Annotated in this window: 1 protein-coding gene; it reads right to left on the bottom strand. The window is 59.3% G+C overall.

Translation table 11 applies throughout. The annotated features are described in order from the left end of the window. Positions 1-124: 124 nt before the first annotated feature. Positions 125-15,412 carry an Ig-like domain-containing protein gene (locus tag SAQUA_RS17140; RefSeq protein ID WP_404413080.1) on the bottom strand — a complete coding sequence of 5,096 codons (15,288 nt, stop codon included), beginning with the start codon at positions 15,410-15,412 and terminating at the stop codon, positions 125-127. Between the last annotated feature and the right edge of the window lie 5 nt (positions 15,413-15,417).

Genomic DNA, 15,417 nt, shown 5'->3' with positions numbered 1-15,417 from the left:
AGCCTTGCTGTACCTAATTTCCCCATGTGGGCGCGCGTTTTAGATCCATACTTGCGATTTGATTTTACTAAGCGCTGATATGCCATCGCCTCGCTGTTTTGCGAGGCGATGGCGATTGATATTATCAGAGCGTCTTGGAACACAATGTAAAATACGTATAGCTACTGGTTGCTGTATCTGAACCCGTATATTGAAACGCCGTACCCGCATCGGCATTGTACCATGCTACTACGGTACCGTAGTTTATCGCATAGGCTTTTGATACATCCCAACCAAAGGCACTTAGATTCCCCCATTCTGCCCATAGAGATTGGCCCCCGCGGGTTGGCGTATTACTACTCCAGATGGAGGTTAGCGGAGGTTGTGTTCCGCCATTGGCAGTACACCAGGCTGCCGCCTGAACGTTAGTTCTTAACACTGATGTGTCGCGGGTCAACCATCTTGCTAGTTTGAGATTATAAACAATATCTTTTCTACCGGCTCGGCTGGCTTTAATCACAACGGAATTGGTTGCAGACGTGATCTCGGACGCTAAGGTTACCTCTCCGGTAGTTGGATTTACACTGACCAATGAAGGGTTAGAACTGCTCCAGGTATAAGTATTATTGGTTGCCCCATCTGCATTCACCAATAATTTGAACTTGCCGCCAGCAAAACCATTTTTGGGGAAACTGGCAGCGGTTTTCATGTCGGAGGTGACTGCAAATGTTGCTCCGTTGACCGTAGTATTACCGATGTTGACGAAGTTAGTATTGATGCTTTGCTGAGTGCCGTTACCCAGCTTTGCAGTAACCTGAGTGGTTCCCCAGGTCTTGTTATGTATCTTCGCAATCACCACACCATTGTCATCGGTCTTCCCGTCGTTATCAATAGTGACGGTTGCTCCGTTGGTAGCGGTTATGGTCACTGGTGCATTTTTCACCTTGTTATTTTTGGCATCTACCACGGTAAAGGTTATCTGATTAGTATCACTATTATCAGAAACCGCATCATTGACGGACACTTTAAAACTATTGGTTAAAAAGCTTGCTGTTGCCTGGTCAGCAATGAATGTACTGTTGACCGTCTGACTCGTAGTGCCTGTTTTCGTCGAGGTGACTTCGGCTTTTATACTGTAAATTGTCGCGATAGCACTGTTGAGGCTATAGCTGACATTACCAAAGTCATCTGTTTTGAAGGTCGCCGATACGCTGGCTCCCGGAGGACTCTGGTCAGTGGCCGTAAACTTCACATCGATGCCAGGGAGAGGGTTGCCGTTGGCATCCACAATGGTCAGGGCGACCTGATTGTTTGCTGTTGCATTAGCAATCTGACCGTCAGTCACGGTATGCAGTACATGGCTGGCATTATTACTCACCTGAGCTGTGCTGATATCGGCTTTAAAGGTGACATTTTCATAATCTGAGGTGGTGCCCGCCGTTGGTGAGGTCACTGTTGCTGTAACTTTAAAGGTGCCCGCCTTGGTATTGGCAAATTCCAGCAGTGCCATGCCATCAATGCCTGTGGTGACCTTCTGGTTATTGACAGTGCCCGCGAGTGTGGTCTCCGGTGTGGTAAAGGTGACTTCAACCCCAGATACAGGGTTACCCTTGGCATCAAGGACTTTGGCCTGAACCTTGTTTTTGGCCGCACCATCGGCAGCTTGATTATTCGTTAGTGAGGTCAATCCATTGGCGACGATTATCGCGGTGCTGCTGTCGGCTTTAAAGGTGACATCTTCATAATCCGAGGTGGTGCCCGCCGTTGGTGAGGTCACTGTCGCGGTAATTCTAAAACTGCCCGCCTTGGTATTGGCAAATTCCAGCAGTGCCATGCCATCAATGCCTGTGGTGACCTTCTGGTTATTGACAGTGCCCGCGAGTGTGGTCTCTGGTGTGGTAAAGGTGACCTCAACCCCAGATACAGGGTTACCCTTGGCATCAAGGACTTTGGCCTGAACTTTGTTTTTGGTCACACCATTGGCAACTTGATTATTCGTTAGTGAGGTCAATCCATTGGCGACGATTATCGCGGTGCTGCTGTCGGCCACAAAGTCGATCTCGACGCTGGCCTCCTTGCCGCCGACGCTGGTTTCCACGGTGACGGTACCCGCTTTGTCGCTGGTGACCGGCAGGGTAGCAATACCGTTCTCGTCGGTGGTGGCGGTAACGGTAGTTTGATTCCCGCCGGCATCGGTAACGGTAAAGGTGACTTCATAATCCGGCAGCGGGTTGCCCTTGGCATCGGTGACCGGCAACGAAACGGTGTTGCTGGCAGTACCGTTAGCCACGGTGTCGCCGCCGTTGCCGGCGGTCAGGGCATTATCCGCAATGGTCGCGGTGCTGCTGTCGGCCACAAAGTCGATACCGACGCTGACATCCTTGCCGCCGACGCTGGTTTCCACGGTGACGGTCCCAGCCTTATCGCTGGTGATCGGTAGGGTAGCGATACCGTTCTCGTCGGTGGTGGCGGTGACGGTGGTTTGATTCCCACCGGCATCGGTAACGGTAAAGGTCACCTCATAATCCGGCAGCGGGTTGCCCTTGGCATCGGTGACCGGCAACGAGACGGTGTTGCTGGCCGTGCCGTTAGCCAGGGTGTCGCCGCCGTTGCCGGCGGTGAGGGCATTATCGGCGATGGTCGCGGTGCTGCTGTCGGCCACAAAGTCGATCCCGACGCTGACATCTTTGCCGCCGACGCTGGTCTCAACCGTGACGGTGCCGGCCTTATCGCTGGTGATCGGCAGGGTTGCGATACCGTTCTCATCGGTGGTGGCGGTGACGGTGGTTTGATTCCCACCGGCATCGGTGACGGTAAAGGTCACCTCATAATCCGGCAGCGGGTTGCCTTTGGCGTCGGTAACCGGCAACGAGACGGTGTTGCTGGTTGTGCCATTAGCCAGGGTATCGCCGCCGTTGCCGGCGGTGAGGGCATTATCCGCAATGGTGGCGGTGCTGCTGTCGGCGATGAAGCCCAGATCCAACGTATTGGTTTTTCCTCCGACTTCCACCGCAACGTTAACGGTCCCGGCCTTATCGCTGGTGACCGGCAGGGTAGCAATACCGTTCTCGTCGGTGGTGGCGGTAACGGTGGTTTGATTCCCACCGGCATCGGTGACGGTAAAGGTGACTTCATAATCCGGCAACGGGTTGCCCTTGGCGTCGGTGACCGGCAACGAGACGGTGTTGCTGGCGGTGCCGTTAGCCAGAGTGTCGCCGCCGTTGCTGGCGGTGAGCGCGTTATCGGCAATGGTCGCGGTGCTGCTGTCGGCCACAAAGTCGATCCCGACGCTGACATCCTTGCCGCCGACGCTGGTTTCCACGGTGACGGTGCCGGCCTTATCGCTGGTGATCGGCAGGGTTGCGATACCGTTTTCATCAGTGGTGGCGGTGACGGTGGTTTGATTCCCACCGGCATCGGTGACGGTAAAGGTGACTTCATAGTCCGGCAGCGGGTTGCCCTTGACATCGGTGACCGGCAACGAAACGGTGTTGCTGGCGGTGCCGTTAGCCAGGGTGTCACCGCCGTTGGTTGCGCTGAGCGCATTATCCGCAATGGTCGCGGTGCTGCTGTCGGCCACAAAGTCGATACCGACGCTGACATCTTTGCCGCCGACGCTGGTCTCAACCGTGACGGTGCCGGCCTTATCGCTGGTGATCGGCAGGGTGGCGATACCGTTTTCATCAGTGGTGGCGGTAACGGTAGTTTGATTCCCTCCGGCATCGGTGACGGTAAAGGTGACTTCATAATCCGGCAACGGGTTGCCCTTGGCGTCGGTGACCGGCAACGAAACGGTGTTGCTGGTTGTGCCATTAGCCACGGTGTCGCCGCCGTTGCCGGCGGTGAGGGTGTTATCGGCAATGGTCGCGGTGCTGCTGTCGGCCACAAAGTCGATACCGACGCTGACATCCTTGCCGCCGATGCTGGTTTCCACGGTGACGGTGCCAGCCTTATCGCTGGTGACCGGCAGGGTAGCGATACCGTTCTCATCGGTGGTGGCGGTGACGGTGGTTTGATTCCCTCCGGCATCGGTGACGGTAAAGGTGACTTCATAATCCGGCAGCGGATTGCCGTTGGCGTCGGTGACCGGCAACGAGACGGTGTTGCTGGCGGTGCCGTTAGCCAGGGTGTCGCCGCCGTTGCCGGCGGTGAGGGTGTTATCAGCAATGGTCGCGGTGCTGCTGTCGGCCACAAAGTCGATACCGACGCTGACATCTTTGCCGCCGACGCTGGTCTCAACCGTGACGGTGCCGGCCTTATCGCTGGTGATCGGCAGGGTGGCGATACCGTTTTCATCAGTGGTGGCGGTGACGGTGGTTTGATTCCCACCGGCATCGGTGACGGTAAAGGTGACCGCGTAATCCGGCAGCGGGTTGCCCTTGGCGTCGGTGACTGGCAGAGATACGGTGTTGCTGGCAGTACCGTTAGCCAGGGTGTCGCCGCCGTTGCTGGCGGTCAGCGCGTTATCGGCAAGGGTCGCGGTGCTGCTGTCGGCCACAAAGTCGATCCCGACGCTGACATCTTTGCCGCCGACGCTGGTTTCCACGTTAACGGTGCCAGCCTTGTCGCTGGTGATCGGCAGGGTAGCAATACCGTTCTCGTCGGTGGTGGCGGTGACGGTGGTTTGATTCCCACCGGCATCGGTGACGGTAAAGGTGACTTCATAGTCCGGCAGCGGGTTGCCCTTGGCATCGGTGACCGGCAACGAAACGGTGTTGCTGGCAGTGCCGTTAGCCACGGTGTCGCCGCCGTTGCCGGCGGTCAGGGTGTTATCAGCAATGGTCGCGGTGCTGCTGTCGGCGATGAAGCCCAGATCCAGCGTATTGGTTTTGCCTCCGACCTCCACCGCGACGTTAACGGTGCCGGCCTTATCGCTGGTGACCGGCAGAGTGGCAACGCCGTTTTTATCAGTAGTAGCTGTGACGGTGGTTTGATTCCCTCCGGCATCGGTGACGGTAAAGGTGACTTCATAATCCGGCAGCGGGTTGCCCTTGGCATCGGTGACCGGCAACGAAACGGTGTTGCTGGCATTAGCGTTAGCCACCGTGTCGCCGCCGTTGGATGCGGTGAGGGCATTATCGGCAATGGTCGCGGTGCTGCTGTCGGCCACAAAGTCGATACCGACGCTGACATCCTTGCCGCCGACGCTGGTTTCCACGGTGACGGTACCCGCCTTATCGCTGGTGACCGGCAGGGTAGCGATACCGTTCTCGTCGGTGGTGGCGGTGACGGTAGTTTTATTCCCATCCGGGTCGGTGACGGTAAAGGTGACTTCATAGTCCGGCAGCGGGTTGCCGTTGGCGTCGGTGACCGGCAACGAGACGGTGTTGCTGGCGGTGCCGTTAGCCAGGGTGTCGCCGCCGTTGCCGGCGGTGAGGGCATTATCCGCAATGGTCGCGGTGCTGCTGTCGGCCACAAAGTCGATCCCGACGCTGACATCTTTGCCGCCGACGCTGGTTTCCACGGTGACGGTGCCCGCCTTATCGCTGGTGATCGGCAGGGTAGCGATACCGTTCTCGTCGGTGGTGGCGGTGACGGTCGTTTGATTCCCGCCGGCATCGGTGACGGTAAAGGTGACTTCATAGTCCGGCAGCGGGTTGCCCTTGGCGTCGGTGACCGGCAACGAGACGATGTTGCTGGCGGTGCCGTTAGCCAGGGTGTCGCCGCCGTTGCCGGCGGTCAGGGTGTTATCAGCAATGGTCGCGGTGCTGCTGTCTGCGATGAAGCCCAGATCCAAGGTATTGGTTTTGCCTCCGATCTCCACCTCGACGTTAACGGTGCCGGCCTTGTCGCTGGTGACCGGCAGGGTGGCAATACCGTTCTCGTCAGTGGTGGCGGTCACGGTGGTTTGATTCCCTCCGGCATCGGTGACGGTAAAGGTGACTTCATAGTCCGGCAGCGGGTTGCCGTTGGCGTCGGTGACCGGCAACGAGACGGTGTTGCTGGCGGTGCCGTCTGCCACCGTGTCGCCGCCGTTGCTGGCGGTCAGGGCATTATCCGCAATGGTGGCGGTACTGCTGTCGGCAACGAAGTCGAGCCCGACGCTGACATTTTTACCGCCGACGCTGGTTTCCACGGTGACGGTGCCGGCCTTATCGCTGGTGACCGGCAGGGTAGCAATACCGTTCTCGTCGGTGGTGGCGGTGACGGTGGTTTGATTCCCACCGGCATCGGTGACGGTAAAGGTCACCTCATAGTCCGGAAGTGGGTTGCCTTTGGCGTCGGTGACCGGCAACGAAACGGTGTTGCTGGCGGTGCCGTTAGCCAGGGTGTCGCCGCCGTTGGTTGCGCTGAGCGCGTTATCGGCAATGGTCGCGGTGCTGCTGTCGGCGACGAAGCCGAGGCTGACGCTGGCCTCCTTACCGCCAACGTTGGTCTCAACCGTGACGGTCCCAGCCTTATCGCTGGTGATCGGCAGGGTAGCGATACCGTTCTCATCGGTGGTGGCGGTAACGGTGGTTTGATTCCCACCGGCATCGGTGACGGTAAAGGTGACTTCATAATCCGGCAGCGGGTTGCCCTTGGCGTCGGTGACCGGCAGGGAGACGGTGTTGCTGGCAGTGCCGTTAGCCAGAGTGTCGCCGCCGTTGCTGGCGGTGAGGGCATTATCCGCAATGGTCGCGGTGCTGCTGTCGGCCACAAAGTCGATCCCGACGCTGACATCTTTGCCGCCGACGCTGGTTTCCACGGTGACGGTACCCGCCTTATCGCTGGTGATCGGCAGGGTGGCGATACCGTTCTCATCGGTGGTGGCGGTGACGGTGGTTTGATTCCCACCGGCATCGGTGACGGTAAAGGTGACTTCATAGTCCGGCAACGGGTTGCCCTTGGCGTCGATGACCGGCAGGGAGACGGTGTTGCTGGCGGTGCCGTTAGCCACGGTGTCCCCGCCGTTGCCGGCGGTCAGGGCATTATCGGCAATGGTGGCGGTGCTGCTGTCGGCCACAAAGTCGATACCGACGCTGACATCTTTGCCGCCGACGCTGGTCTCAACCGTGACGGTGCCGGCTTTGTCGCTGGTGACCGGCAGGGTAGCAATACCGTTCTCATCGGTGGTGGCGGTAACGGTGGTTTGATTCCCTCCGGCATCGGTGACGGTAAAGGTGACTTCATAATCCGGCAGCGGGTTGCCCTTGGCATCGGTGACCGGCAGGGAGACGGTGTTGCTGGCAGTGCCGTTAGCCAGAGTGTCGCCGCCGTTGCTGGCTGTGAGGGCATTATCCGCAATGGTCGCGGTGCTGCTGTCGGCCACAAAGTCGAGGCTGACGCTGGCATCTTTACCGCCAACGCTGGTTTCCACGGTGACGGTGCCCGCCTTATCGCTGGTGATCGGCAGAGTAGCAATACCGTTCTCGTCGGTGGTGGCTGTCACGGTGGTTTGATGACCGTCCGGATCGGTGACGGTAAAGGTGATTTCATAATCCGGCAATGGGTTGCCGTTATCATCGGTGACCGGTAACGAGACGGTATTGCTGGCGGTACCGTTGGCCAGGGTGTCGCCGCCGTTTCCGGCGGTGAGGGCATTATCGGCGATGGTGGCAGTGCTGTTGTCGGCCACGAAGTCGAGGCTAATGCTGGCCTCCTTGCCACCGACGGTCGTTTCCACGGTGACGGTGCCGGCCTTATCGCTGGTGACCGGCAGGGTGGCAATACCGTTCTCATCGGTGGTGGCGGTCACGGTGGTTTGATTTCCATCCGGGTCGGTGACGGTAAAGGTGACTTCATAGTCCGGCAGCGGATTGCCCTTGGCGTCGGTGACCGGCAGGGAGACGGTGTTGCTGGCAGTGCCGTTAGCCACGGTGTCGCCGCCGTTGGTTGCGCTGAGCGCGTTATCGGCGACGGTCGCGGTGCTGCTGTCGGCGATGAAGCCCAGATCCAAGGTATTGGTTTTGCCTCCGACTTCCACCGCAACGTTAACGGTGCCGGCCTTGTCGCTGGTGACCGGCAGAGTGGCAATACCGTTCTCGTCGGTGGTGGCGGTGACGGTGGTTTTATTCCCACCGGCATCGGTGACGGTAAAGGTGACTTCATAATCCGGCAACGGGTTGCCGTTGGCATCGGTGACCGGCAACGAGACGGTGTTGGTGTCGGTGCCATTAGCCACCGTACCGGCGGGGTTAGTCGCTTTCAGGGCATTGTCGGCGAGGGTCGCGGTGCTGCTGTCGGCCACAAAGTCGATCCCGACGCTGACATCCTTGCCGCCGACGCTGGTTTCCACGGTGACGGTGCCTGCCTTATCGCTGGTGACCGGCAGAGTGGCGATACCGTTCTCATCGGTGGTGGCGGTGACTGTGGTTTGATTCCCTCCGGCATCGGTGACGGTAAAGGTGACTTCATAGTCCGGCAGCGGGTTGCCGTTGGCATCGGTGACCGGCAACGAGACGGTGTTGCTGGCGGTGCCGTTAGCCACGGTGTCGCCGCCGTTGGTTGCGCTGAGCGCGTTATCGGCGACGGTCGCGGTGCTGCTGTCGGCGATGAAGCCCAGATCCAAGGTATTGGTTTTGCCTCCGACTTCCACCGCAACGTTAACGGTGCCGGCCTTGTCGCTGGTGACCGGCAGAGTGGCAATACCGTTCTCGTCGGTGGTGGCGGTGACGGGGGTTTTATTCCCACCGGCATCGGTGACGGTAAAGGTGACTTCATAATCCGGCAACGGGTTGCCGTTGGCATCGGTGACCGGCAACGAGACGGTGTTGGTGTCGGTGCCATTAGCCACCGTACCGGCGGGGTTAGTCGCTTTCAGGGCATTGTCGGCGAGGGTCGCGGTGCTGCTGTCGGCCACAAAGCCGAGGCTGATGCTGGCCTCTTTACCGCCGACGCTGGTTGTCACGCTGACGGTACCCGCTTTGTTACTGGTCACTGGCAGGGTAGCAATGCCATCCTTGTCGGTTTTTGCTGTGAACGTGGTTTTATCGCCAGCGGCATCGATGACGCTAAAGGTGACGTCATAACCCGGCAGTGGGTTGCCGTTGGCGTCGGTGACCGGCAACGAGACGGTGTTGCTGGTAGTGCCATCGGCCACGGTGTTGCCGTTGTTGCTGGCGGTCAGCGCATTGTCAGCGAGGGTGGCAGTGCTGCCGTCGGCCACAAAGCCGAGGCTGATGCTGGCCTCCTTGCCGCCGACGCTGGTTTCCACGATGACGGCCCCTGCCTTATCGCTGGTGATCGGCAGGGTGGCGATACCGTCTTTATCCGTTTTGACGCTGACGGTGGTTTTATTACCGGCAGTATCGGTGACGGTAAAGGTGACCGCATAATCCGGCAGTGGATTACCGTGGGTATCGGTGACCGGCAACGAAACGGTGTTGCTGGCGGTGCCGTTAGCCAGAGTGTCGCCGCCGTTGCTGGCGGTGAGGGCATTATCCGCAAGGGTGGCGGTGCCGCTGTCGGCGACGAAGCCCAGATATACGGCAGCGGTCTTGTTGCCTATCTCCACAGAAACAGAGACGGTTCCGGCTTTGTTGCTGGTCACTGGCAGACTGGCGATACCGTCGTTATCTGTTTTTATCGTGGTGGTGGTTTGTTGACCAGTGGTATCGGTAACGGTAAAGGTGACCTCATAGCCTGGCAGCGGGTTGCCGTTGGCGTCGGTGACCGGCAGCGAGACGGTGTTGGACGTGGTGCCATCGGCCACGGTGTCGCCGTTGTTGCTGGCGGTCAGCGCATTGTCAGCGAGGGTGGCGGTGCTGCTGTCAGCCACGAAACCGAGGCTGATGCTGGCCTCCTTGCCGCCGACGCTGGTCTCGACGGTGACGGTGCCCGCCTTATCGCTGGTGACCGGCAGGGTGGCAATACCGTTCTCGTCGGTGGTGGCGGTCACGGTGGTTTGATTCCCTCCGGCATCGGTGACGGTAAAGGTGACCGCATAATCCGGCAGTGGATTGCCGTTGGCATCGGTGACCGGCAGCGAGACGGTATTGCTGGCGGTACCGTTAGCCAGGGTGTCGCCGCCGTTGCTGGCGGTGAGGGCATTATCGGCAATGGTCGCGGTGCTGCTGTCGGCCACGAAGTCGAGGCTGACGCTGGCCTCCTTGCCGCCGACGCGGGTTTCCACGGTGACGGTGCCGGCCTTATCGCTGGTGACCGGCAGGGTGGCAATACCGTTCTCGTCGGTGGTGGCGGTGACGGTGGTTTGATCCCCATCCGGGTCGGTGACGGTAAAGGTGACTTCATAGTCCGGCAGCGGGTTGCCCTTGGCATCGGTGACCGGCAACGAAACGGTGTTGCTGGCATTACCGTTAGCCAGAGTGTCGCCGCCGTTGCTGGCGGTGAGGGCATTATCAGCAATGGCGGCGGTGCTGCTGTCGGCCACAAAGCCGAGGCTGACGCTGGCCTCTTTGCCGCCGACGCTGGTTTCCACGGTGACGGTGCCGGCTTTATCACTGGTGACCGGCAGAGTGGCAATACCGTTTTTATCGGTGGTGGCGGTGACGGTGGTTTGATCCCCATCCGGGTCGGTGACGGTAAAGGTGACCGCATAATCCGGCAGTGGGTTGCCCTTGGCGTCGGTGACCGGCAACGAGACGGTGTTGGACGTGGTGCCATCGGCCACGGTGTCACCGCCGTTGCTGGCGGTCAGGGCATTATCCGCAAGGGTCGCGGTGCTGCTGTCTGCTACAAAGCCGAGGCTGACGCTGGCCTCCTTGCCACCAACGTTGGTTTCCACGGTGACGGTGCCGGCTTTATCACTGGTGACCGGCAGGGTGGCAATACCGTTTTTATCCGTGGTGGCGGTGACGGTAGTTTGACTACCGGTGGTATCGGTGACGGTAAAGGTGACCGCATAATCCGGCAGCGGATTGCCGTTGGCGTCGGTGACCGGCAGCGAGACGGTATTGCTGGCGGTGCCGTTGGCCGGGGTGTCGCCGCCGTTGCTGGCGGTCAGCGCGTTATCGGCAAGGGTCGCGGTGCTGCTGTCAGCCACAAAATCGACGCCGACGCTGACCTCTTTGCCGCCGACGGTCGTTTCCACGGTGACGGTACCGGCTTTATCACTGGTGACCGGCAGGCTGGCAATGCCGTTTTTATCGGTGGTGGCAGTCACGGTGGTTTGATTACCGTCCGGGTCGGTGACGGTAAAGGTGACCGCATAATCCGGCAGCGGATTGCCGTGGGTATCGGTGACCGGCAGCGAGACGGTATTGGCGGTAGACCCATCGGCGACCGTCGTACCACTGTTGTCGGCTTTTAGCGCGTTATCGACAATCGTTGCGGTGTTGCTATCAGCCACAAAGCCGAGGTTGATGCTGGCCTCTTTGCCCCCAACGTTCACTGAGACGTTAACAGCGCCCGCCTTATCACTGGTGACCGGCAGGGTGGCAATGCCGTCCTTGCCGGTCTTGGCGGTGACGGTGGTTTGACTACCGGTGGTATCGGTGACGGTAAAGGTGACCGCATAATCCGGCAGCGGATTGCCCTTGGCATCGGTGACCGGCAGGGAGACGGTATTGCGGGTGGCGCCGTCGGCCACGGTGTTACCGCTGTTGCTGGCGGTCAGCGCATTATCGGCAATCCGCGCAGTACTGCTGTCGGCAACGAAGTTGACGCCGAGGCTGGCGTCTTTGCCCCCCACGCTGGTCTCAACGGTGATGGTGCCGGCTTTATCACTGGTGATCGGCAGGCTGGCAATGCCGTTTTTATCGGTGGTGGCGGTAACGGTGGTTTTATTCCCAGCCGTATCGGTGACGGTAAAGGTGACCGCGTGATCCGGCAACGGATTGCCGTTGGCATCGGTGACCGGCAGCGAGACAGTATTGCTGGCGATATTATTGGCCAGGGTATTGCCGCTATTGCTGGCGGTCAGGGCATTATCGGCAATCGTGGCGGTGCGGCTGTCGGCCACAAAGTCGACGCCGACGCTGACGTTTTTACCGCCGACGCTGGTACCGACCAACACAGTACCCGCCTTGTCACTGGTGACCGGCAGGGTGGCAATACCGTCCTTATCGGTGGTGGCGGTGACGGTGGTTTTATTACCGGCCGTATCGGTGACGGTAAAGGTGACCGCATAGTCCGGCAGCGGATTGCCGTTGGCATCGGTGACCGGCAGCGAGACGGTGTTGCTGGTAGTGCCGTCGGCCGGGGTGTCGCCGCCGTTGCTGGCGGTCAGCGCGTTATCGGCAAGGGTCGCGGTGCTGCTGTCAGCCACAAAATCGACGCCGACGCTGACCTCTTTGCCGCCAACGCTGGTTTCCACGGTGACGGTACCGGCTTTATCACTGGTGACCGGCAGGCTGGCAATGCCGTTTTTATCGGTGGTGGCAGTCACGGTGGTTTGATTACCGTCCGGGTCGGTGACGGTAAAGGTGACCGCATAGTCCGGCAGTGGGTTGCCGTTGGCATCGGTAACCGGCAGGGAAACGGTGTTACGGGTGGTGCCATCGGCGACGGTAACGCCGCTGTTAGCCGTGAGGGCATTGTCGGCAATCATCGCGGTGCGGCTGTCGGCGACAAAGCCCAGATCCAGAGTGGCAATCTTGCCGCCAACGTTTACCGAGACGTTCACCGAGCCTGCCTTGTCACTGGTGACCGGCAGGGTGGCGATGCCGTCTTTATCGGTGGTGGCGGTGACGGTGGTTTTATTACCGGCCGTGTCGGTGACGGTAAAGGTGACCGCATAGTCCGGCAGTGGGTTGCCGTTGGCGTCGGTGACCGGCAGCGAGACGATATTGGCGGTAGTTCCATCGGCGACGGTAACGCCGCTGTTAGCCGTGAGGGCATTATCGGCCACGGTCGCGCTGCTGCTGTCGGCGACGAAGCCTAGCGCTACGGAAGCCGTCTTGCCGCCAACGCTGGTTTCGACGGTGACAGTCCCTGCTTTGTTACTGGTGACCGGCAGGGTGGCGATCCCGTCACTGCCGGTTTGGGCTGTTACAGTGGTTTTATTGCCGGCGGCATCGGTGACGGTAAAGGTGACTTCATAGTCCGGCAGTGGGTTGCCGTTGGCGTCGGTGACCGGCAGCGAGACGGTATTGGCGGTAGTGCCATCGGCGACGGTAACGCCGCTGTTAGCCGTGAGGGCATTGTCGGCCACGGTCGCGCTGCTGCTGTCGGCGACAAAGTCGAGACTGATGCTGGCATTTTTACCCCCGACGCTGGCCTCGACGGTGACGGTCCCGACTTTATCGCTGGTGACCGGCAGAGTGGCAATCCCTTCCTTGTCCGTTTTGGTGGTGACGGTGGTTTGATTACCCCCGGCATCGGTGACGCTAAAGCTGACTTCATAATCCGCCAACGGATTGCCGCGGGCATCGGTAACTGATAACGAAACCGTATTCGGGGTAATGCCATCGGCGATAGAGGGCCCTTGCTTGGCTATTTTGCTGGCGGTGAGCCCTTCATCGCCGAGGGTCGCGGTGCTGCTGTCGGCAACGAAGCCGAGACTGACACTGGCGTTTTTGTCACCGACGCGGGTCTCAACGGTGACGGTCCCGGCCTTGTCACTGGTGACTGGCAGGGTAGCCATGCCGTCCTTATCCGTCTTGACGCTGACGGTGGTGGTATTGCCTGCGGTGTCAGTGACGGTAAAGGTGACTTCATAGTCCGGCAGGGGAGCACCGTTGGCATCGGTGACCGGCAGGGAAACGGTATTCGAGGTGGTGCCGTCGGCCACGGTGCTGCCGCTGTTACTCACTGTGAGGGCATTGTCGCCGATGGTGGCGGTCGATGAGGCAGGGAGCAGGGTCACTTTGGCATTGGTGTTGGCAAGGGGCGTGCCTTCCACGATCGCCGTAATGTTAACGACGCCTTCCTGGTTACCTGCCGTCAGCGTAGCGAGGTAGGTCCCGGGCTTTTGTGGCGATTCGGTAACGCTGCTTATCGTATGCATTTGCGCACTCGGCTTGCTTGCCGCGTTCTCGGGTTCACTCAGCTTGCTCTTCTTGCCGATACGCGCGTTAGCCGGCGTGACGGACGCCGTTGTCGGGGGCTGCGGTTGAAACTCGCTCACCAATTGGACGTATTGTGCGATGCCGGAAAGGGGTTGCTGAGACACATCGGTCAAGGCCAGTTCGAGGGTGGTGCTCGATTGGCTGTCTGCCAGCAGGGTGTCCTGGTTAGACCTAAGGGTGGCCTGCAGACCCTCAACACCGTATCCGGTCACCGTGATCTGCGTCTGGGCCGCCTGGGATTGATTACCGGCGTTATCGTAGACCACCAGACTGAGCGGGTAGCCGTTGTTACCCCCGGGCACATACGCGGGCAGCGTGACCTGCCAGTTAGCGCCACTGCCGATAATCTTGCCGCCAGCGGCGGTCAACAGGCTGTCATCCCACGCGTAGCGTGCCACCCCGTTTTTACTGGTGGTTTTAACCTCTAACGCGAGCGTTTGCCCGGTATTTCCCTGTAGCGTTGGCGGCAGGGAGACGCTGAGTTGTGCCTGTTCCTCATACTGCAGGATGATTTCATTATTGCGATTGACCAGCTCATAGCGGCTGCCTTCCAGGCTGCGTTTGGCCGCCACGCTCGAGGCCTGTGTCTGTTTTGACAGCGACGTCCCAAAGGCATAGTTAAACGCGAGATTGAAGTGGGTATCCTGCAGGCCTTCAGTCCCTTGCTTATGGTCAACGCCGAAGGTAATCAAGGGGATCGGTGTGTAATTAACGCCAAAGGTAATGGCACGCGGATTGGACTGGAGCTTGTCTTTGCCGAACAGCCCCACTTTATCGCCGAAATATTGCTCATAGTTTACCTTACCGCCCAATTGCGGCAGCGAAGGCAGATAGCCCTCAGCACGCACATCAAAACCGCTGGCGACTTTTTCATTGTATCCGGCCAGGTTTTCCGAGTCTTTCCACCCGTCCAGAGCCAGGTAGGTATTGGTTGAGAGCCGCAGGTTGTCGCGCATGTATTCGGCACCCAGCCCACCCCGTGAGTGATGCCCCTGAATATCGCGATCTAGAAACAGGTTGTAGCCTAACATTTGGTCCGCAAGAAAATGGCGTTTCCCAAAACCCAGGTTTAGCGTGAGGTCGCCATCAGTATTGCTTGAGTGGATCCCCAATTGGCTGAAGGTCAGGGCGCTCGGGGTGTCCTCGATGGAAAAAAGGGCATCCACCTCGCTGCCTTTGAGCGTCATGTCATCGTCAAGATCCAATTGGACCCTGGCACTGCCGAACTGGTTTAGCCATTGTTCGACGGCTTCATTGCCCTTGCTGGTTGCAACACCACGGGCAAGGGATTCGGCCGACTGCGTCGCATCGTTGCTGGAAAGGACATTTGCCAGTCGGGTGGCGGCCGTTGCCGTTGCCTGCTCTTCTCGCGTCGACGCGCGCTTTTTGGTTGACGTTTCTGCCATAACAGCTGGGGTGAAGGCGACACCCAGCGGGAACAGTGCCTGTGTGACAATATTGGCCCAGGCTAATGAGACGGATAAGTTTGATTTTCTGAATATTTTTTTGAAGGGCTTTGATTTTGAAAGGCGACGTTTCTTCATGTTTA

The sequence above is a fragment of the Serratia aquatilis genome (assembly GCF_044865145.1).
Taxonomy (GTDB): domain Bacteria; phylum Pseudomonadota; class Gammaproteobacteria; order Enterobacterales; family Enterobacteriaceae; genus Chania; species Chania aquatilis.
This window is presented reverse-complemented; position numbering and strand designations above follow the sequence as displayed.

Excerpts from the sequence above, each read along its gene's own strand:
- SAQUA_RS17140 (WP_404413080.1), bottom strand. The coding sequence starts at position 15,412 with ATGAAGAAACGTCGCCTTTCAAAATCAAAGCCCTTCAAAAAAATATTC.